This is a genomic window from Streptomyces sp. NPDC004647, assembly GCF_040609575.1.
Classification (GTDB): domain Bacteria; phylum Actinomycetota; class Actinomycetes; order Streptomycetales; family Streptomycetaceae; genus Streptomyces.
Map to the genome: position 1 here is coordinate 119,860 of NZ_JBEXKU010000003.1, position 19,380 is coordinate 139,239.

The window sequence follows — 19,380 nt, forward strand, 5'->3', positions numbered from 1 at the left end:
TATTCTACTCTGAAAGGTGGCAGTCCATGTCGTCGGTCAGCTACAGCGATGCGGTCAACGATGCCCTGGAACGGATGGACGATCTCGGGTACGAGCGCGGGCAGGGGGTCGACCTCGCCAACCACGGTCCGATGGGCGCCGAGGCGCTCGCCCTGCTGGGGCAGGAGGACGAGGTCGCCCGGTGGGTGCGGCGCTACCGGAGCGCGATGGAGCACCATGAGCCGCCCGCCGCGCGCTTCGCCCTGGACCCCGCGGACGAGTCCTCGTGGCGCCCCGCGCTCGGGGCCTTCGACCGAGCCGGGGACTGGGAGCGACTCTTCGTCCGCGAACTGGTCGAGGCGCACTGGCGCGAGGTTCTCGTTCGATGGTGGCCGCGCCTGATCCCGGGCCTGTTCGCCGGCCTGACCCACGGCCTGATCCGCACCGCCCACGCGGTGCGCGGCCTGTACGCCGCCGACAAGCCGACGCAGCTCCAACTGAACGAGCTGGCCCGCGGCTTGGCGTACTGGGCCGCCCGGTACACCGAGCTTCCCGGCCGCCCCCGGCTCCGAGGTCCCTACGGCCTGTCCGCCGCGGTCGCCGCGCTGCCCCGCGTGGCGCAGGACGGCGGACTGGGACCGGGCACCGCCCGTCGCCGCTTGGACACGCTCGCCGAACTGCCCGGCTACAACGAGTCGTTGGAGTGGCTGGCCCCGGAGCAGGCGCACCGGTTGCTGAGCGAGATGACGGCCCAGTTCGCCGACGTCTACCTCGGCCACCCCGAGGTATACCCGGTCCCGCTGATCCACGGCGTCACCGCGCCCGCCGCCGTACGCATCGTGCTCCCGCACCTGCCGCACGCATTGCACGAGGCGACGGTGGCGCAGCTGTGGCAGGTGCACGCGGCGTTCCTGCTCGCCTTCACCACCGACCGGCGCGACGAGGGCACGACGGTCTGGCGGTCGGAAATCCCGGACCTGCCCCCGATGGTCGAACTGGGCGCACGGGCCGCCGACCATGGCGACGAGCACGTCATCAAGTTCACCGAGGCATGCCTGCGCGAGTACGCCGTGCGGCCCGATCCGCGCTACCCGGCCGCCGCGTTCGCTGCGCAGCGGCGCATCCCCCGCCTGGACGCCGGCGGCGGTGCCGGGGGTCTACGGCCCGACACGCCGTAGTCCCGACCTTCGCGCCCCGCACCTCCGCGACTCCCCGTGGGGGGACCGGTCCTCCGGCGAACGGACACCGGCCCCCGTGACGCGGCCCGGTTCCCGACGTGGCCGCGGGCCGGGCAGGGGCATGACGGAAGGCAGGGGCATAACGGAAGGGGGCGTCCCCCAAGCGGGGACGCCCCTCTCCACATGCGCGAAAGTCGCGAAAGCGCTGCCGCTACGGAAGCGCCAGCATCCGCTCCAGAGCGAGCTTGGCGAACTTCTCCGTCTCCGGTTCCACCTGGATGCGGTTGACCACATTGCCCTCCGCCAGGGACTCCAGCGCCCACACCAGGTGCGGCAGGTCGATCCGGTTCATCGTCGAGCAGAAGCAGACCGTCTTGTCGAGGAAGACGATCTCCTTGTCCTCCTCCGCGAAACGGTTGGCCAGGCGCCGCACCAGGTTCAGCTCGGTGCCGATCGCCCACTTCGACCCGGCCGGGGCCTCCTCGAGAGCCTTGATGATGTACTCCGTCGAGCCGACGTAGTCCGCCGCCGCGACGACCTCCTGCTTGCACTCCGGGTGCACCAGCACGTTCACGCCCGGTATCCGCTCCCGTACGTCCCGTACGGAGTCCAGCGAGAAACGGCCGTGCACCGAGCAGTGCCCGCGCCACAGGATCATCTTCGCGGCGCGCAGCTCCTCGACGGTCAGGCCGCCGCCCGGCTTGTGCGGGTTGTAGACGACGCAGTCCTCCGGGGACATGCCCAAGTCCCGGACGGCGGTGTTGCGGCCCAGGTGCTGGTCGGGCAGGAAGAGGACCTTGTTCTGCCGGCCATCCCCCTGCTGGAACGCCCAGGCCAGCGCCCGCTTCGCGTTGGAGGATGTGCAGATCGTGCCCCCGTGCCTGCCCGTGAAGGCCTTGATGTCCGCGGAGGAGTTCATGTACGCGACCGGTACGACCTGCTCGGCCACACCCGCCTCGGTCAGCACGTCCCAGCACTCGGCGACCTGCTCGGCGGTGGCCATATCGGCCATCGAGCAGCCCGCTGCCAGGTCGGGGAGCACGACCCGCTGGTCGTCCCCGGTCAGGATGTCCGCCGACTCGGCCATGAAGTGCACACCGCAGAAGACGATGTACTCGGCCTCCGGGCGCGCGGCCGCGTCCCGGGCGAGCTTGAAGGAGTCGCCGGTGACGTCGGCGAACTGGATGACCTCGTCACGCTGGTAGTGGTGACCGAGGACGAAGACCTTGTCCCCGAGCTTCGCCTTGGCCGCGCGGGCCCGCTCCACCAGGTCCGGATCGGAGGGGGAGGGCAGGTCGCCGGGGCACTCCACGCCGCGCTCGCTCTTCGGGTCGGCCTCCCGGCCGAGTAGGAGGAGGGCAAGCGGCGTCGGCTGGACGTCGAGAGTTTGGGCCGTGGTCACTGCACGCACCCTTTCTGTTTCCGCAGACACGTCTTTTCGTCTGATTGACGTTATCTATCATAACTGCTTCACGTCAGTTTGACGATGGCCATCGTGTCGATGTGACGCATCCCCATGTGGCGGAGCCGCGACCGGCGGCCAGTCCTCCGAGCGGTGGCGGTGTGCGAGCATGAAGAGGGAAAAGAACGTGTCCAGGGCGGAATGAATCCGCGGCCCCGTCGGTTGCAGCCGACGGTAAGCAGTCCGTACAACCCGGGAGAGAAGCAGATGTCCGTTCAGGACGAGAAGACCACCGCGAGTGACGGCATCCTCCTGTCCGACGCCGCAGCGGCCAAGGTCAAGGGCCTGCTGGAGCAGGAAGGCCGTGACGACCTCGCGCTCCGCGTCGCCGTCCAGCCCGGCGGTTGCTCAGGCCTGCGCTACCAGCTCTTCTTCGACGAGCGTTCGCTCGACGGCGATGTGATCAAGGACTTCGACGGTGTCAAGGTCGTCACCGACCGGATGAGCGCCCCGTACCTGGTCGGCGCATCGATCGACTTCGTCGACACCATCGAGAAGCAGGGCTTCACGATCGACAACCCGAACGCCACCGGCTCCTGCGCCTGCGGCGACTCCTTCCACTAGGAGTCACGGGCTCGGGCTCGCGAACCACGACGCGAAGGCGGCGGACCCCCAGGGTCCGCCGCCTTCAGTCCGTCTGTACGGCGCCGGTCACTCCTTCTTCGGGACCGCTGTGCCCGTCGAGGCGTCCACGACCTTGCGGTCGCCCAGCGGCTTGTCCAGTGTGACCTTCTTCTCGAATTGCTTCGCGATCTTGATGCACTTCTTGCCGGGCTCCTTCTCCTCGCCCGTGACCTGGGCCTTCACCGTGCCCGAAGACGCATCGGCGGAGGCCGAGTAGTCACTGCACACCCCGCCCCAGAAGCTCAGGGTCAGGGTCCGGCCGTCGGCGCTGTAGGACTCGATGTGCGCCGGGCCGGAGCCGCCGCCGGGCCGCGCCGGCTCGCCGGTCGGCCGGTCACCGGGCTTCTCGGTGCCGGGTGCACGGCTGGGAGCCTGGCTCGGAGAGGGCTCCGCGATGTACCTGCGCTGCACCGCGGGGTGGGTCACCGTGAAGGTGTTCCGCGGGCCCGTCGCGCCCGGCTGCTCGGCCTCGAACATCCAGGACGGCACCAGCGCCTGCTGCCCGGCCACAAGGTGGACCGCCAGGCCGAAGACCGCGTCGCGGACCTCCACCGGCTTCGGCTTCTGCTCCTGCTTCGGAGTCGCCTCGCCGGGTGTCGCGCACGGCTTCGACTTCGCCTTGCCGCCCCCCTCGATGCCGACAGCACCCTCGTGCGGCACGGCCGAGGCGCAACCGCCGATGCCTACCCCGCCGCCCCCGCCGGCCGACTTGTTGAGCTCCTTCATCGTCTCCGCGGCGCCGAGTACGGGGTACTCCGCGCCCTTCTTCAGCTCCGTCAGATGCCCGGAGCCGCCGACCACTTGACCGTCCGAGCCGACCTGCAGGCCGGTGTGCCAGCCGTACGTGGGCAGCCCACCCAGCACCGGATCCGCGTTCACGACCCGGATGGCGCCCATCGTCTGCCGCGCGTCCAGCTTCGCGTCGCTCAGCCCGATGCCCTCGAGCGCGGGTCCGACCGCCTTCTTCGCCTTCTCCTCGGAGACCGGCCCGGCGCCGTCCTCGCCGCCGTCCGACCCCTGTGAAAGGTCACCCGGGGCGGGGCAGCGCACCGCCGTGGACGCGTCCTCGCCGCCCTTCCCGTCCTTCGGCCCGCTCATCGGGGGCTCGGTGCACTCGACGGCGCCCCCCTTGCCGTAGCGGACGTACGTCCAGGTGCCCGGGGCCTTCTTGCTGACCTCCAGGGTCGGCCCCGACGCGTCACGGGTCAGCCCGAACTTCCAGGTGTCCTGGACCAGCCGCGGTGCCCCCCGCACACCGAGCGCCTTCGCCAGCCGCTCCGCCTGCGCGCGGGACACCTCCGCCTGCGCCCGGTATACGGGGGCCGATTCCGGCCCGTCCGGCAGCGTGCCCTGCGCGTGGTAGCGCGCACCCGCCGGGTCCGGCTCACCCGGGGCGATCCCCGAGCTGCTCCCGGGCGACCCGCCGCCGCTGTAACCGTCCAGTTCCAGCGGCGGCGGGTCGCCCTGACCGGCCGCGGGCGCGCCGCCGTCGCCCTCGCCGTCGGAAGCGGTCGAGGCCCAGTACGCGCCTCCGCCGCCGGCCAGCAGAACCGCCGCCGCGACCGATACGGCGATGAGGGTGGAACGCCGGTGCCGCTGGGTGTCCGGGGTGCGATCCGCCGGTGTGCCCTCCGTGGGGGTCCCACCGCCGGAGGCAGGGGGAGTGTGCTCGGTGCTCACCGCATTGCTCCTTCGACTCCGCCCGACAGGTGATGTCGGATCCTCCATCCGGAGGACGCGGATTGGACGGAGCGGGGGAGCGCGCGGTTCCCCTTGGTTCAGGACCGCGGCTGCCTCAGTCGCCGTACTCGGACATTCCGTCCAGCAGATGGGCGGAGGTCGGCGGGACCTCGATTCCGTGGATACGCGATGGCGACACGGGCTCGTGCGGGTGCGGGGCGGCGGGGGCGGCAGACCAGTGCGATGCCATCCGCGCGCAGTCACCGCGCAGTTGCGCCAGCGACTCGGGCTCGGCGCTCAGGGGCTGGGGAGTGGACTCGACGTGCTTCTTCGGCATGGAGACTCCCGGTCCGTGGGGTCCGCAGGGCCGGACCCCGTACCAACGCACCGTATGCATCCTTCCCGGGGCGAAGAAAGACCTACTATCGGGTAGATTTGTCCTGTCGGACGGTGCGCGGGGAACAGGTAGCGTGAACTGTCCTTCTACTCCACCCCGTCGCAGGAGCAGACCCGCTGTGCGAATCGCTGTCACCGGCTCCATCGCCACCGACCATCTGATGACGTTCCCCGGCCGCTTTGCCGACCAACTGGTCGCGGACCAACTGCACACCGTCTCCCTCTCCTTTCTGGTCGACACCCTCGATGTGCGCAGAGGCGGTGTCGCCCCCAACATCTGCTTCGGCATGGGTGTGCTGGGGCTGCGCCCGATCCTGGTCGGCGCCGCCGGCACGGACTTCGCGGAGTACCGCTCATGGCTCGACCGGCACGGGGTGGACACCACCTCGGTCCGTATCTCCGAGGTGCTGCACACCGCCCGCTTCGTCTGCACCACGGACACCGACCACAACCAGATCGCGTCCTTCTACACCGGCGCGATGAGCGAGGCCCGGAACATCGAGCTCCAGCCGGTCGCGTCGCGGGTCGGCGGGCTCGACCTGGTGCTCGTGGGTGCCGACGACCCCGAGGCGATGATCCGGCACACGGAGGAGTGCCGCTCGCGTGGGATCCCGTTCGCCGCCGACCCCTCCCAGCAGCTCGCCCGTATGGGGGGCGACGACATCCGGGTCCTCGTCGACGGCGCGACCTACCTCTTCACCAACGAGTACGAGAAGGCCCTGATCGAGTCCAAGACGGGCTGGTCGGCGGACGCGATCCTGGGCAAGGTCGGCACCCGCGTGACCACCCTCGGGGCCCGCGGCGTACGCATCGAGCGGAGCGGCGAGGACCCGATCGAGGTCGGCTGCCCCGACGAGGAGGCCAAGGTCGACCCCACCGGTGTCGGCGACGCGTTCCGCGCGGGCTTCCTGGCGGGCCTGTCCTGGGATCTCTCGCTGGAGCGGTCGGCCCAGCTGGGCTGCATGCTGGCGACCCTGGTGATCGAGACGCTGGGCACCCAGGAGTACGAGCTGCGGCGCGGCCACTTCATGGACCGCTTCACCAAGGCCTACGGCCATGAGGCGGCCGCCGAGGTCCGGGAACACCTGGCCTGATACCCGGCTGCCCCGGCTGCCTGCCCGCGAGTGTGTGGGAGCCGGGCAGCCACAGCCCGAGAGCGCCACCGATCCGCCCCGCCCAGCACAACGCGGGGCGGATCGGCTATTCCCGGCGCCGCACCAGATAGACGGTGCCGCGCTCCGCCGGGCGCTCGCCCACGTACTCCTGGCCGCGCATCCCGCACCACGCCGGGATGTCCAGCCGGGCCGCCTCGTCGTCCGACAGCACCGCCACCATCTCGCCCACCGGCACATCCCCGATCACCTTCGCCAGCTCGATCACCGGGACGGGGCAGCGCCTGCCCAGCGCGTCGACCGTCAGCGCGGCGGCAGGGGCGGGCGCTTCGCCGTCCGCCGTGGCAGCCCCGCGAGTCTCGGCGACCGGCGGGGCCGCCGACGGCGCGCCCAGCCGCTCGCGTACGTCCCGCACCGCGCCCGGCAGTACGGCGAGGAACCGTTCCACGTCGTCCTGTGCCGTGCCGATGGGCAGAGAGACCCGGACGTTGCCCTCCGAGAGCACCCCCATGGCCCGCAGCACATGGCTCGGCGTGAGCGTGCTGGAGGTGCACGAGGACCCCGAGGACACCGAGAAGCCCGCCCGGTCCAGCTCGTGCAGCAAGGTCTCTCCGTCGACATAGAGACACGAGAAGGTGACCAGATGCGGCAGCCGCCGTACGGCATCGCCGACGACCTCCACATCCGGCACCAGTTCCGGAACCCGCGTCCGGATCAGTTCCACCAGCCCGCGCAGCCGCTCCGCCTCGGCGGCGGTCTCCTGCTGAACGGCGCGCAGCGACGCCGCTGCCGCGACCACGGCAGGGATGTTCTCGAACCCCGGCGCGCGGCCCGACTCCCGCTCGTCCGCCGGGTCTTGCGACGCGAACCGGACCCCCTTGCGCACGGCCAGCAGTCCGACACCGGGTGGTCCGCCCCATTTGTGGGCACTGGCGGCGAGCAGTGACCAGCGGCCCTCGACCGGGCCCCAGGCCAGTGACTGCGCCGCGTCCACCAGCAGCGGAACTCCTGCTCCCTCGCAGGCCTGTGCGACATCGGCCACGGGCTGCTCGGTTCCCACTTCGTGGTTGGCGGACTGCAGACAGGCGAGTGCGGTGTCGGCCCGGAGCGCCCGGCCGTACGCCTCGGGGGCCACCCGGCCCTTACGGTCCACGCCGACCTCGGTGACCGTCCCGCGGTCCGCCGCGTGGGAAGCGGCGGCGTGCAGGACGGAGGAGTGCTCCACGGCTGACACGACCAGATGGCGCCCGACGCGCCGCCGCCCGGCCAGGGACCCGGCGATCCCGCTGTGTACGGCGCGGGTGCCGGAGGGGGTGAAGGACAGCTCGTCGGGCCGGCAGCCCACTGCCTCGGCGGCCGCCTCGCGCGATGCGTCGAGCAGCAGCCGCGCCCGCCGTCCCTCCTGATAGAGCCGCGCCGGATCGGCCCACCCCTCGTCGAGTGACGCGAGCAGCGCCTGGCGGGCGACGGGATGCAGCGGTGCGGATGACGCGGCGTCGAAGTAGGGCACATACAAAACGCTACGCTCCACGTCCGCGACCCGGAGCGGCTGCCCGGGGGCTCGCGGCACGCCGTCCGGTCCGGGCTGCCGCCGGAGCCGGAAAACACCGAGGCGAGGGCACGTCAGAACGCTCCCGGAGCCCCCGATTCCACACCTTCGTGGAGCCCGGCGGCGCGTTGGGCACCCTCCCCGCGCGACCCCAAATTGCGTCCAGTAGGGTTTGCTCCGCATAAACATCCAAACCCCTGCCCGCGCCAGGGCCGGCGACCGACCAGCAGACGGCCGCAGCCGGCCGCGCGGGCGAGATTCTCGGGAAGGCGCTACGTGAGTCCCTACGGCTCCGACCGCTCGTCGCGGCGCCCGATGCGGCGGAAGCTGCCGCAGGCGCTGGCCGCGGGCCTGGTCCTTGCGACCGCCACCGGTTGCACATACAAGGACTTCCCCCGCCTCGGTATGCCCACCCCGGTCACGGAGGAGGCGCCGCGGATCCTCTCCCTGTGGCAGGGCTCGTGGGCGGCTGCGCTCGCCACGGGTGTGCTGGTCTGGGGCCTCATCCTGTGGGCGGTCATCTTCCACCGCCGCAGCAGGACCAAGGTCGAGATCCCTCCGCAGACTCGGTACAACATGCCGATCGAGGCCCTCTACACGGTGGTCCCGATCATCATCGTCGCGGTCCTCTTCTACTTCACCGCGCGCGATGAGAGCGAACTGCTCAAGGTCACCAAGAAGCCCGACCACGTCGTCAACGTCGTCGGCTACCAGTGGAGCTGGGGCTTCAACTACATCGAGAACGTGGACGGCGACACCACCACGCCCGACAAGCTCGCCAAGCAGCTCGAGAGCATCGCCCCCAAGAAGCTCGAGGGGATGCCGGGCGGCGCCGAGGGCGTCTACGAGACCGGCACGCCGGGGGAGATGACACCGGGCAACCCGAGCCCGGGACCGACCCTGTGGCTGCCGAAGGGCGAACGTGTCCGGTTCGTCCTGACCTCGCGCGATGTCATTCACTCCTTCTGGGTCGTGCCGTTCCTGATGAAGCAGGACGTCATCCCCGGCCAGACCAACGTCTTCGAGGCGACTCCGAGCAAGGAGGGCACCTTCCGGGGCAAGTGCGCCGAGCTGTGCGGTGTCGACCACGCCCGGATGCTCTTCAACGTCAAGGTCGTCTCCCCGGAGCGGTACCGGGCGCACCTGAAGGACCTGGCGAAGCAGGGTCAGACCGGCTACATCGACGCGGGCATTCCGGGATTGGGCACGGGTAACTTCCCCGGCCACACGGGCGTCGGCGGCGACGACGAGTCGTCCGCGCACGGCAAGTCGCATGATGCGGAGAGTGACAAGTGAGCATCCTCAACGAACCCCAGGGTGCCGACACGGCCGCCTATGAGGACGAGCTGCCGGTGCGCCGGAGGCAGCCGGGCAACGTTGTGGTGAAGTGGCTCACGACCACTGACCACAAGACGATCGGCACGCTCTACCTCGTCACGTCGTTCGCCTTCTTCTGCATCGGCGGAGTGATGGCGCTCCTGATGCGCGCCGAACTCGCTCGCCCCGGCACACAGGTCATGTCGAACGAGCAGTTCAACCAGGCGTTCACGATGCACGGCACGATCATGCTGCTGATGTTCGCGACGCCGCTGTTCGCCGGTTTCACGAACTGGATCATGCCGCTGCAGATCGGCGCGCCCGATGTGGCGTTCCCGCGGCTGAACATGTTCGCGTACTGGCTGTATCTCTTCGGCTCGCTGATCGCGGTGGGTGGTTTCCTCACCCCGCAGGGGGCGGCCGACTTCGGCTGGTTCGCCTACTCGCCGCTGTCGGACGCGGTCCGCTCGCCGGGCATCGGCGCCGACATGTGGATCATGGGCCTGGCCTTCTCCGGCTTCGGCACGATCCTCGGCTCGGTCAACTTCATCACCACCATCATCTGCATGCGCGCTCCCGGCATGACGATGTTCCGGATGCCGATCTTCACCTGGAACGTGCTGCTCACCGGTGTGCTGGTGCTCATCGCCTTCCCCGTGCTGGCCGCCGCGCTGTTCGCCCTGGAAGTGGATCGTAAATTCGGGGCGCATATCTTTGATTCGGCCAATGGCGGCGCATTGCTGTGGCAGCACCTCTTCTGGTTCTTCGGCCATCCAGAGGTGTACATCATCGCGTTGCCATTCTTCGGCATCGTTTCCGAGGTCATTCCGGTATTCAGCCGGAAGCCGATGTTCGGCTACATCGGTCTGGTCGCGGCGACGATTTCGATCGCTGGTCTTTCGGTGACGGTCTGGGCCCACCACATGTATGTCACCGGTGGTGTTCTGTTGCCGTTCTTCTCCTTCATGACCTTCCTGATCGCGGTCCCGACCGGTGTGAAGTTCTTCAACTGGATCGGCACCATGTGGAAGGGGAGTCTGAGTTTCGAGACTCCGATGCTGTGGACGGTCGGCTTCCTGGTCACCTTCCTGTTCGGTGGTCTGACGGGTGTCATCCTGGCCTCGCCGCCGATGGACTTCCACGTCTCGGACTCGTACTTCGTTGTGGCCCACTTCCACTACGTGGTCTTCGGAACCGTGGTCTTCGCGATGTTCGCCGGCTTCCACTTCTGGTGGCCGAAGTTCACCGGCAAGATGCTGGACGAGCGGCTCGGCAAGATCACGTTCTGGACGCTGTTCATCGGCTTCCACGGGACGTTCCTGGTGCAGCACTGGCTGGGTGCGGAGGGCATGCCGCGGCGCTACGCGGACTATCTCGCCGCCGACGGCTTCACCACGCTGAACACCATCTCGACGATCAGTTCGTTCGTGCTCGGCCTGTCGGTCCTTCCGTTCCTCTACAACGTCTGGAAGACCGCCAAGTACGGGAAGAAGGTCGAGGTCGACGACCCGTGGGGCTACGGCCGCTCGCTGGAGTGGGCGACCTCGTGCCCGCCGCCGCGGCACAACTTCCTCACCCTGCCGCGGATCCGTTCCGAATCCCCGGCGTTCGACCTCCACCACCCCGACATCGCCGCGCTCGACCAGCTCGAGTACACCGGAGCCGCGCTCGCCGGTGGCAAGGAGGCCGGGAAGTGAAGATCCAGGGACGCATGTTCATCTGGCTGGCCGTCTTCATGCTGGCCATGGCCATTGTGTACGGCGTGTGGTCGAAGGAGCCGGTCGGTACGACGGCGCTGTTCCTCGCCTTCGGCCTGAGCATCATGATCGGCTACTACCTCGCCTTCACCGCCCGCCGGGTGGACACGGGGGCGCAGGACAAGAAGGACGCCGACGTCGCCGACGACGCCGGTGAGCTGGGCTTCTTCAGCCCGCACAGCTGGCAGCCGCTCTCCCTGGGGTTCGGCGGCGCGCTCGCCTTCCTGGGCGTCGTCTTCGACTGGTGGCTTCTCTACTTCTCGCTGCCGGTCATCCTCGTGGGCCTGTTCGGCTGGGTCTTCGAGTACTACCGCGGCGAGAACGCGAACCAGTAGCCCTCAGCGGCGCACAGCACGGCACAGCTCAGTACGGGTCAGGCCCGGCAACCCTTGCGGTTTGCCGGGCCTGACCCATTTGCATGCGCCCGGCGGGCACATCCGCCACCTTTTTCTTACTTTGTGACCATGAGTCACACTTCTCGATTCCGGACGGCAGCGAGCTGCGCTCTGCTGATAGCCCCCCTGGCGGTCTCCGTCACCGCCTGCGACGACGAACACCCGCTGTCCGCACAGCCGTACGACGCGGCCGGTGCCATAGCCGTCAACGCGGACGACGGCGGGAAGATAGACCCGGACAAGCCACTCGAGATATCCGCGAAGGGCGACGACCGGATAACCGACGTGACCGCCACCGACGCCACAGGGCGCTACGTACGCGGCGAACTCACCGCCGACGGCTCCAGCTGGCACAGCACCTCCCCACTGGCCGCAGGCGCCCACTACTCCGTCCGGGTGAGTACCGAGGACGAGGACGGCGCGCCCGGCCGCCGCATAGTCGGCTTCGACACCAAGGCCTCGGACAAGCGGCTGCGGATCTCCCTCGGCCCCGACAGCGGCACCTACGGCGTCGGCCAGCCGGTCACGGCAGAGCTGAGCCATCCCGTCACCGACCGCGAGGACCGCGCCACGGTCGAACGGGCCCTGAAGGTCGACTCCAAGCCCCGCGTCGACGGCGGCTGGCACTGGGTCAACGACAAGACGCTCCACTTCCGCCCGCGCGACTACTGGCCGGCGAAGGCGCAGGTCGAGGTGCGCAGCACACTGGACGGCATCAAGATCGGCGGCCTGTACGGCGGCTCCGCCAAGCCCGTGAAGATGCAGATCGGCGACCGGCTCGAGGCCGTCACCGACGCCGCCGCGCACCAGATGACCGTCTACCGCAACGGCGAGGTCATCCGCACCATCCCGGTGACCACCGGCAAGCCCGGCTACGACACCCGCAACGGTGTCAAGACGATCCTCGGCAAGGAATCCTTCGTACGAATGACCAGCGCGAGCATCGGCTCCGCCGACTTCTACGACCTCGGGGTCTACTGGGCGACCCGGGTCACCTGGAGCGGGGAGTACGTCCACGCGGCGCCCTGGTCCGTCGGATCGCAGGGCGCGGCCAACGTCAGCCACGGCTGCACCGGCATGAGCACCGAGAACGCCAAGTGGTTCTTCGACACCGTGCGCGTGGGCGACATCGTCAAGGTCGTCAACAGCGGCGGCGCGGATATGACGCCGTTCGACAACGGCTTCGGCGACTGGAACGTGGACTGGGCGAAGTGGCGGAAGGGCAGTGCCGTGGTCCCCGCGGGGACCCGCGACGGCAGCGGCCCCGCCGACGCGGCCCGGCTACGGCCCCGGATCTGAGCGGGGCGCAGGCGTCAGGCCTCGATGGCGAGCCGGGTGCGCAGCAACGCTGCCAGGGCGTCGGCGAACTCAACCGGGTCCACCGGGTGTGTCACCGCCGCGTCCGCCCGGCTCCAGGTCGCCAGCCAGGCGTCCTGCGGGCGGCCGATCAGCAGCAGTACGGGCGGGCAGCGGAAGATCTCGTCCTTGATCTGCCGGCAGACGCCCATCCCGCCGATGGGCGCCGTCTCACCGTCCAGCACGCAGACGTCGACCCCGCCGGCCTCCAGCGCACTGAGGACGGCCGGCAGGGTCGCGCACTCCAGGTACTCGACCTCCGGAAGGTCGGGGGCGGGCCGGCGCCCCGCCGCCAGCCGTACCTGCTCCCGGGTGTTGGCGTTGTCGCTGTAGACCAGCACCGAGGCGGTCGGCTGCATCGTTCCTCCAGGCTTCCGGACAGCACAGTTACGGGTTGGACCGTTGCGCGGATGCTACTCCGCGCAGGGCCCGCGGAGGAGGGTTCGTACGCATCCAGGATCGGACGGACGGCCCGTCAGGACAGGCCGGAGCGGGACCGCCGGAACGCCCCGGAAGCTGCGCTTCCCTCCATCGAGCTACGGTCCCCATGGGCCGTACGAGCAGGGCACACGTCTTCAACGCGCCGAACGGCACCCCCCGGGGTGAGGGCGGGATAAGCGACCGACATAATGTCGGTCGTGGCGACAGCAACGACAGTAGAAACCGGGCACGCGCACCCGTCGGTCAATCGACCGAACCTCACCAGCGTCGGAACCATCATCTGGTTGAGTTCCGAGCTGATGTTCTTCGCGGCCCTCTTCGCGATGTACTTCACCCTGCGATCGGTGACCGGCGCAGAGCACTGGAAGGAAATGGCGTCCACGCTGAACTTCCCGTTCTCGGCCGCGAACACCACGATCCTGGTGCTCTCCTCCCTCACCTGCCAGCTGGGCGTCTTCGCCGCTGAGCGTGGCGATGTGAAGAAGCTGCGCTCCTGGTTCGTGGTCACGTTCGTGATGGGCGCGGTCTTCATCGGCGGCCAGGTGTTCGAGTACACCGAGCTGGTCAGGCACGAGGGCCTCTCGCTCAAGTCCGACCCGTACGGCTCGGTGTTCTACCTGACCACCGGCTTCCACGGCCTGCACGTGACGGGCGGTCTGATCGCCTTCCTGCTGGTCCTGGGCAGGACGTACGCCGCCAAGAGGTTCACCCACGAACAGGCCACGGCGGCCATCGTCGTGTCCTATTACTGGCACTTCGTCGATGTCGTCTGGATCGGCCTCTTCGCCACGATCTACATGATCAAGTAACCGGGCCCGCATCCGGCCCGCGTTACCAGACAGACACAGCCAGAAGCATCGACGCAGAAGATCCTGACACCGGGGTAATCCGTGAAAAAGCTCTCCGCACGACGGCGCCATCCGCTGGCGGCGCTCGTCGTCCTACTCTTCGCGCTGGCGGTCACCGGGGGGCTGTACGCCGCGTTCGCGCCCGCGGACAAGGCACATGCCGACGGCGCCGCCCAGTCCCTTGCCATCGAGGAGGGCAAGAAGCTCTACTCCGTGGGCTGCGCCAGCTGCCACGGCACCGGCGGTCAGGGGTCCTCCGACGGCCCGAGCCTGGTCGGCGTCGGCTCCGCCGCGGTGGACTTCCAGGTCGGCACCGGCCGTATGCCGGCCCAGCAGCCCGGTGCCCAGGCGCCGAAGAAGCCGGCGGTCTACACGCAGGCCGAGATCGACCAGCTGGCCGCGTACATCGCCTCGCTCGGCGCGGGCCCGATCACGCCCACCGAGGAGCAGTACGACCCGCAGGGCGCGGACATCGCGAAGGGCGGAGACCTCTTCCGCCAGAACTGCGCGCAGTGCCACAACTTCACCGGCAAGGGCGGTGCCCTCACCGGCGGCAAGTACGCCCCGGAGCTCGACGACGTAGAGCCCAAGCACATCTACCAGGCCATGCAGACCGGCCCGCAGCAGATGCCGTCCTTCCCGGACTCCACGATGCCCGAGCAGAGCAAGAAGGACATCATCGCCTACCTCCACACGGTGAACAGCGATGAAGCCGAGTCCCCCGGCGGCTTCGAGCTGGGCGGGCTCGGCCCGGTCAGCGAGGGCCTCTTCGGCTGGATCTTCGGCCTGGGCGTGATGATCGCCGCCGCCGTATGGGTCGCCGCGCACACCGCAAAGGCCAAGAAGTCATGAGTCAGAGTGGATCCAACAAAGACGTGTCCGAAGAACACCTGCCGAGTGAGCGGGAAACGGCTCGCACCGGCGCGGTAGCCCCGGCGGCCGATCCGTTCGCCGACCCCGGGCTGCCGCCCCACAAGCCTCGCGTCCAGGACATCGACGAGCGGGCCGCCAAGCGCTCGGAGCGCGCGGTCGCCTTCCTCTTCACCCTGTCCATGATCGCCACGATCGCCTTCATCGTCGCGTATGTGGCCGTCCCGGTCGAGAAGATCATCTACGTCTTCCCGATCGGCCACATCAGCGCGCTGAACTTCGCCCTCGGTCTCACTCTGGGCGTGGCGCTGTTCTGCATCGGCGCGGGCGCGGTCCACTGGGCCCGCACCCTGATGTCCGATGTGGAGACCCCCGACGAGCGGCATCCGATCGAGGCCCCTCCCGAGGTCAGGGCCAAGGTCATGGCCGACTTCAAGCAGGGCGCGAAGGAATCGGCCCTGGGTCGGCGGAAGCTGATCCGCACCACCATGTTCGGTGCGCTGGCGATGGTCCCGCTCTCCGGTGTGATGCTGCTCGGCGGCCTCGGCCCGGCGCCGGGGACCAAGCTCCGCCACACCCTGTGGGCCAAGGGCAAGCTGCTGGTCAACGTGAACACCAATGAGCCGCTGCGTCCCGAGGACGTCGTCGTCGGTTCGCTGACCTTCGCCCAGCCCGAGGGCCTGGAGGAGGACCAGCATGAGTTCCAGAAGGAAATCGCGAAGGCGGCTCTGATGGTCGTGCGGCTGCAGCCGGAGAACATCAAGGACAAGCGCGAGCTCGACTGGTCGCACGAGGGCATCGTCGCTTACTCGAAGATCTGCACCCACGTCGGTTGCCCGGTCAGCCTGTACGAGCAGCAGACGCACCATGTGCTCTGCCCGTGCCACCAGTCCACCTTCGACCTCACCGACGGCGGTCGAGTGATCTTCGGCCCGGCTGGCCACGCTCTGCCCCAGCTGCGGATCGGTGTGAACAAGGACGGTTACCTCGAGGCGCTCGGCGACTTCGCGGAGCCGGTCGGCCCGAGCTTCTGGGAGCGCGGATGAGTACTGCAAAGGACACGCGCACGCCGCCGCGCGGCGAGCGGATCGCAGACTGGGCGGATGGCCGGCTCGGCATCTACGGCCTGGCCAAGGCGAATATGCGCAAGATCTTCCCGGACCACTGGTCCTTCATGCTCGGTGAGGTCGCGCTCTACAGCTTCATCATCATCATCCTCACGGGTGTATATCTGACGCTGTTCTTCCACCCGGCGATGAACGAGGTCGTCTACCACGGCAGTTACGTTCCGATGCAGGGTGTCCGGATGTCCGAGGCATACGCCTCGACCCTGGACATCAGCTTCGACGTACGCGGCGGTCTGCTCATCCGGCAGATCCACCACTGGGGCGCCCTGATCTTCATCGCGGCGATGTTCGTCCACATGATGCGGGTGTTCTTCACCGGAGCCTTCCGCAAGCCGCGCGAGCTCAACTGGATGTTCGGCTTCCTGCTGCTCGTGCTGGGCATGTTCACCGGCTTCACCGGCTACTCGCTGCCGGACGACCTGCTCTCCGGCACCGGTGTGCGCTTCATGGAGGGCGCGATCCTGTCGATGCCGATCGTCGGCACGTACCTCTCGTTCTTCCTGTTCGGCGGTGAGTTCCCGGGTACGGACTTCGTGCCGCGGTTCTTCTCGATCCACGTCCTGCTGCTGCCGGGCATCATGCTCGGCCTGCTGGTGGCGCACCTGATCCTGGTCTTCTACCACAAGCACACGCAGTACCCGGGCCCCGGCCGCACGAACAAGAACGTGGTCGGAATGCCGCTGCTGCCGGTCTACATGGCCAAGGCCGGAGGCTTCTTCTTCGTCGTCTTCGGTCTGACCGCGGTCATCTCCGCCATCGCCAGCATCAACCCGATCTGGGCGCTCGGCCCGTACCGGCCGGACCAGGTGTCCACCGGCGCGCAGCCCGACTGGTACATGGGCTTCTCCGAGGGCCTGATCCGGCTGATGCCGGGCTGGGAGATCAATTTCTGGGGGCACACGCTCGCGCTGGGCGTGTTCATCCCGCTGATGATCTTCCCGCTGGTGCTGGTCGCCATCGCCGTGTGGCCGTTCCTGGAGTCCTGGGTCACCGGGGACAAGCGCGAGCACCACATCCTGGACCGCCCGCGTAACGCCCCGACCCGTACGGCCTTCGGTGCGGCCTGGCTGAGCGTCTACTTCATCCTGCTCGTCGGCGGTGGCAACGACATCTGGGCGACTCACTTCCATCTGTCGATCAACGCCATCACCTGGTTCGGCCGGATCGGCTTCTTCGTCCTACCGGTGCTGACCTTCCTCGTGACCAAGCGGATCTGTCTGGGTCTGCAGCGGCGCGACAGGGAGAAGGTGCTGCACGGTCGTGAGACCGGGATCATCAAGCGGCTGCCGCACGGTGAGTTCGTGGAGGTGCACGAGCCGCTGCCGCAGGAGGCGCTGTACACGCTGACCCAGCATGAGCAGCACGAGCCGGTCGAGCTCGGCCCGGAGGTCGACGAGAACGGTGTGAGGCGCAAGATCTCGCCGGTGCAGAAGCTGCGGGCCAGGCTCTCCCAGGGCTGGTACGGGGAGCACAACCAGATCCCCAAGCCGAGCCCCGAGGAGTACCGGGAGATCACCAGCGGTCACGGCCACCACTGAGCCGCCACTGAGCCGCCACGGCTGAAGCCGCACCCGAGGGCCCCGGCCCGACCCTGCCAGGGGTCGGCCGGGGCCCTCGGCGTTTGTCCCGGGTTTGTCCCGGGGTTCGTCTCACCGATTGTCCGCAGTACGGGCACGGAGGCGATGCCGCGGCCGGCCGCGGATAGGCTTGCGGCGGGCCCGGAGGGCCGGCCCATTCCCTGCTCACCACGGATCCAGGAGCGGACCATGGACATCGTGACCTCAGCCGGTGGGGGCGTCCCTGAGGGCACTCCGCCGGCTAACGCTGGGGGCACCCCCGCCCGTACGCGGTCCGGGACCCCCGCCCGTACGCGGTCCGGGAGAGACGCCGGGGGCGGCGACAGCACCGCGACGGCCCGCACCTGGCCGGACATCATCGGCTCCCTGCTGGCGGGCCACGACCTCGGCGCGGACGGCACGGCCTGGGCCATGGACCGCATCATGCGGGGCGAGGCGACGGACGCGCAGATCGCGGGCTTCGCGGTCGCCCTGCGCGCCAAGGGCGAGACGGTCGCGGAGGTCTCCGGCCTCGTACGGACCATGTACGCGCACGCCAACGTCATCGAGGTGCCGGGCCCCAGCGTGGACATCGTGGGCACCGGCGGCGACCGGGCCAGGACCGTGAACATCTCGACGATGTCGGCGATCGTCGTCGCCGGGACGGGCGCGAAGGTCGTCAAGCACGGCAACCGGGCCGCGTCCTCGGCGAGCGGCGCCTCGGACGTGCTGGAGAAGCTGGGCGTCAATCTGGACCTCTCGCCGCAGCGGGTGGTCGAGGTCGCCGAGGAAGCCGGGATCACCTTCTGCTTCGCGGTGAAATTCCACCCCGCGCTGCGGCATGTGGCGCCGGCCCGGCGCGAGCTGGGGATCCCCACCACCTTCAACTTCCTCGGGCCGCTGACCAACCCGGCGCGGGTACGGGCCCAGGCGACCGGTGTCGCCGACGCCCGGATGGCGCCGATCCTGGCCGGGGTGCTCGCCGAACGGGGTTCGTCCGCGCTGGTCTTCCGGGGCGACGACGGCCTCGACGAGCTCACCACGACCGCGACCTCGCAGGTGTGGGTGGTACGGGACGGCGCGGTCCGGCAGGAGGGTTTCGACCCGCGGGACGTGGGGCTGGACCTGGTGCCGGTGGAGGCGCTGCGCGGCGCCGACGCCTCGTACAACGCGGATGTGGCTCAGCGTCTGCTCGGCGGGGAGCGGGGACCCGTACGGGACGCGGTGCTGCTGAACTCGGCCGCGGCTCTGGTGGCCCTGGACCCGGGGGACGCCCCGCTCGCCGAGCAGATCGCGGCGGGCATGGCGAGGGCCGCGGAGTCGATCGACTCGGGCGCGGCCCGGCGGACCCTGGAGCGCTGGGTCGGCGCCAGCAACGGCTGAGGTGTCTTTGAGGGACAGCGCTCGACACGGAGGGACAGCGCTCGACATGGAGGGCCCGGACCGAGGTCCGGGCCCTCCGCATGCCCACCGCGGCAGCCCGTCCCGCCGTCCCGACGTCGTGGCAACCCTGCCGTCCCCGACCGCGGCAGCCCGTCCCGCCGTCCCGCCATACGGACACCGTGTTGCCCGCGGGTGATCGGCTGGCATACTGCTGCCAGGTCACGAGTGACAGCGACACGGCCCCGGCCCGCTGTCCGGCAACCCTCCGTCCGTGGCGGGGTGCCCCGGGTGATGACCAGGCCGTAGGCAGCGAGGTCTACGGCAAGCGCGGACCCCTCGTGATCCAGGGG

General features: G+C 69.3%; 17 protein-coding genes and 1 riboswitch. Of the genes, 12 read left to right on the forward strand and 5 right to left on the reverse strand.

Features of this window, described 5'->3' with window-relative positions:
* The first annotated feature begins 26 nt into the window (after positions 1 to 26).
* Positions 27 to 1,157, forward strand: coding sequence for a hypothetical protein (locus ABZW18_RS02360; protein ID WP_356180860.1), 1,131 nt, complete (start codon positions 27 to 29; stop codon positions 1,155 to 1,157).
* Between the two features lie 211 nt (positions 1,158 to 1,368).
* Here the strand turns inward: ABZW18_RS02360 and nadA are convergent, their stop codons facing one another.
* Positions 1,369 to 2,568 (reverse strand): quinolinate synthase NadA, encoded by a 1,200-nt coding sequence (gene nadA / locus ABZW18_RS02365; protein WP_356180863.1) that lies wholly within the window; start codon positions 2,566 to 2,568, stop codon positions 1,369 to 1,371.
* Positions 2,569 to 2,826: 258 nt separating this feature from the next.
* Between nadA and ABZW18_RS02370 the strand changes: the two genes are divergently transcribed.
* The gene (locus tag ABZW18_RS02370; protein WP_356180866.1) at positions 2,827 to 3,183 is read left to right on the forward strand and encodes an iron-sulfur cluster assembly accessory protein; all 357 of its coding nucleotides are present in this window, start codon (positions 2,827 to 2,829) and stop codon (positions 3,181 to 3,183) included.
* An 87-nt stretch (positions 3,184 to 3,270) separates the two neighbouring features.
* On the opposite strand, the gene ABZW18_RS02375 is transcribed toward ABZW18_RS02370, so the two are convergent.
* Both ABZW18_RS02375 and ABZW18_RS02380 read right to left on the reverse strand, forming a co-directional pair.
* Positions 3,271 to 4,923 carry a hypothetical protein gene (locus tag ABZW18_RS02375; RefSeq protein WP_356180868.1) on the reverse strand — a complete coding sequence of 551 codons (1,653 nt, stop codon included), beginning with the start codon at positions 4,921 to 4,923 and terminating at the stop codon, positions 3,271 to 3,273.
* A 115-nt stretch (positions 4,924 to 5,038) separates the two neighbouring features.
* Positions 5,039 to 5,260 carry a hypothetical protein gene (locus ABZW18_RS02380; RefSeq protein ID WP_356180870.1) on the reverse strand — a complete coding sequence of 74 codons (222 nt, stop codon included), beginning with the start codon at positions 5,258 to 5,260 and terminating at the stop codon, positions 5,039 to 5,041.
* A 178-nt stretch (positions 5,261 to 5,438) separates the two neighbouring features.
* Between ABZW18_RS02380 and ABZW18_RS02385 the strand changes: the two genes are divergently transcribed.
* Positions 5,439 to 6,413 carry a carbohydrate kinase family protein gene (locus tag ABZW18_RS02385; protein ID WP_356180873.1) on the forward strand — a complete coding sequence of 325 codons (975 nt, stop codon included), beginning with the start codon at positions 5,439 to 5,441 and terminating at the stop codon, positions 6,411 to 6,413.
* A 106-nt stretch (positions 6,414 to 6,519) separates the two neighbouring features.
* Here ABZW18_RS02385 and ABZW18_RS02390 read toward each other — a convergent pair whose 3' ends face one another.
* Positions 6,520 to 7,941 carry an aminotransferase class V-fold PLP-dependent enzyme gene (locus ABZW18_RS02390; protein ID WP_356180875.1) on the reverse strand — a complete coding sequence of 474 codons (1,422 nt, stop codon included), beginning with the start codon at positions 7,939 to 7,941 and terminating at the stop codon, positions 6,520 to 6,522.
* A gap of 315 nt (positions 7,942 to 8,256) precedes the next feature.
* Between ABZW18_RS02390 and coxB the strand changes: the two genes are divergently transcribed.
* From coxB to ABZW18_RS02410, 4 genes are all read left to right on the forward strand, one after another.
* Positions 8,257 to 9,276 carry a cytochrome c oxidase subunit II gene (gene coxB, locus ABZW18_RS02395; RefSeq protein ID WP_356180877.1) on the forward strand — a complete coding sequence of 340 codons (1,020 nt, stop codon included), beginning with the start codon at positions 8,257 to 8,259 and terminating at the stop codon, positions 9,274 to 9,276.
* Complete coding sequence (gene ctaD, locus ABZW18_RS02400; protein ID WP_356180879.1) at positions 9,273 to 10,994, forward strand: cytochrome c oxidase subunit I; 1,722 nt, start codon at positions 9,273 to 9,275, stop codon at positions 10,992 to 10,994. Before coxB ends, ctaD begins: the two co-directional genes overlap by 4 nt.
* On the forward strand, positions 10,991 to 11,389 hold the full coding sequence (locus tag ABZW18_RS02405) for a cytochrome c oxidase subunit 4 (RefSeq protein ID WP_356180882.1): 399 nt from the start codon (positions 10,991 to 10,993) through the stop codon (positions 11,387 to 11,389). The genes ctaD and ABZW18_RS02405 overlap by 4 nt, the downstream gene beginning before the upstream one ends.
* Positions 11,390 to 11,518: 129 nt before the next feature.
* Positions 11,519 to 12,748 carry an Ig-like domain-containing protein gene (locus ABZW18_RS02410; protein WP_356180885.1) on the forward strand — a complete coding sequence of 410 codons (1,230 nt, stop codon included), beginning with the start codon at positions 11,519 to 11,521 and terminating at the stop codon, positions 12,746 to 12,748.
* A gap of 14 nt (positions 12,749 to 12,762) precedes the next feature.
* Here ABZW18_RS02410 and ABZW18_RS02415 read toward each other — a convergent pair whose 3' ends face one another.
* Complete coding sequence (locus ABZW18_RS02415; RefSeq protein WP_356180888.1) at positions 12,763 to 13,164, reverse strand: hypothetical protein; 402 nt, start codon at positions 13,162 to 13,164, stop codon at positions 12,763 to 12,765.
* A 270-nt stretch (positions 13,165 to 13,434) separates the two neighbouring features.
* On the opposite strand from ABZW18_RS02415, the gene ABZW18_RS02420 reads away from it, so the two are divergent.
* The 5 genes from ABZW18_RS02420 (at position 13,435) to trpD (ending at position 19,030) form a co-directional block, all read left to right on the forward strand.
* On the forward strand, positions 13,435 to 14,055 hold the full coding sequence (locus ABZW18_RS02420; RefSeq protein WP_356180890.1) for a heme-copper oxidase subunit III: 621 nt from the start codon (positions 13,435 to 13,437) through the stop codon (positions 14,053 to 14,055).
* Between the two features lie 81 nt (positions 14,056 to 14,136).
* Positions 14,137 to 14,946, forward strand: coding sequence for a c-type cytochrome (locus ABZW18_RS02425; protein ID WP_356180892.1), 810 nt, complete (start codon positions 14,137 to 14,139; stop codon positions 14,944 to 14,946).
* Positions 14,943 to 16,010, forward strand: a complete 1,068-nt coding sequence (locus ABZW18_RS02430) for a Rieske 2Fe-2S domain-containing protein (protein WP_356180895.1) — start codon at positions 14,943 to 14,945, stop codon at positions 16,008 to 16,010. The genes ABZW18_RS02425 and ABZW18_RS02430 overlap by 4 nt, the downstream gene beginning before the upstream one ends.
* Positions 16,007 to 17,629, forward strand: a complete 1,623-nt coding sequence (locus ABZW18_RS02435; RefSeq protein ID WP_356180898.1) for a ubiquinol-cytochrome c reductase cytochrome b subunit — start codon at positions 16,007 to 16,009, stop codon at positions 17,627 to 17,629. The genes ABZW18_RS02430 and ABZW18_RS02435 overlap by 4 nt, the downstream gene beginning before the upstream one ends.
* Positions 17,630 to 17,857: 228 nt before the next feature.
* On the forward strand, positions 17,858 to 19,030 hold the full coding sequence (gene trpD / locus ABZW18_RS02440; protein WP_356180901.1) for an anthranilate phosphoribosyltransferase: 1,173 nt from the start codon (positions 17,858 to 17,860) through the stop codon (positions 19,028 to 19,030).
* Between the two features lie 217 nt (positions 19,031 to 19,247).
* Positions 19,248 to 19,364: riboswitch (SAM riboswitch) on the forward strand.
* Positions 19,365 to 19,380 lie beyond the last annotated feature (16 nt).

Bases quoted from the DNA above. Each gene is read 5' to 3' on its own strand.
- ABZW18_RS02360 (WP_356180860.1), top strand. From the start codon at position 27: ATGTCGTCGGTCAGCTACAGCGATGCGGTCAACGATGCCCTGGAACGG.
- ABZW18_RS02420 (WP_356180890.1), top strand. From the start codon at position 13,435: ATGTCGGTCGTGGCGACAGCAACGACAGTAGAAACCGGGCACGCGCAC.
- ABZW18_RS02415 (WP_356180888.1), bottom strand. From the start codon at position 13,164: ATGCAGCCGACCGCCTCGGTGCTGGTCTACAGCGACAACGCCAACACC.
- ABZW18_RS02435 (WP_356180898.1), top strand. From the start codon at position 16,007: ATGAGTACTGCAAAGGACACGCGCACGCCGCCGCGCGGCGAGCGGATC.
- ABZW18_RS02370 (WP_356180866.1), top strand. From the start codon at position 2,827: ATGTCCGTTCAGGACGAGAAGACCACCGCGAGTGACGGCATCCTCCTG.
- ABZW18_RS02430 (WP_356180895.1), top strand. From the start codon at position 14,943: ATGAGTCAGAGTGGATCCAACAAAGACGTGTCCGAAGAACACCTGCCG.
- trpD (WP_356180901.1), top strand. From the start codon at position 17,858: ATGGACATCGTGACCTCAGCCGGTGGGGGCGTCCCTGAGGGCACTCCG.
- ABZW18_RS02410 (WP_356180885.1), top strand. From the start codon at position 11,519: ATGAGTCACACTTCTCGATTCCGGACGGCAGCGAGCTGCGCTCTGCTG.
- ABZW18_RS02380 (WP_356180870.1), bottom strand. From the start codon at position 5,260: ATGCCGAAGAAGCACGTCGAGTCCACTCCCCAGCCCCTGAGCGCCGAG.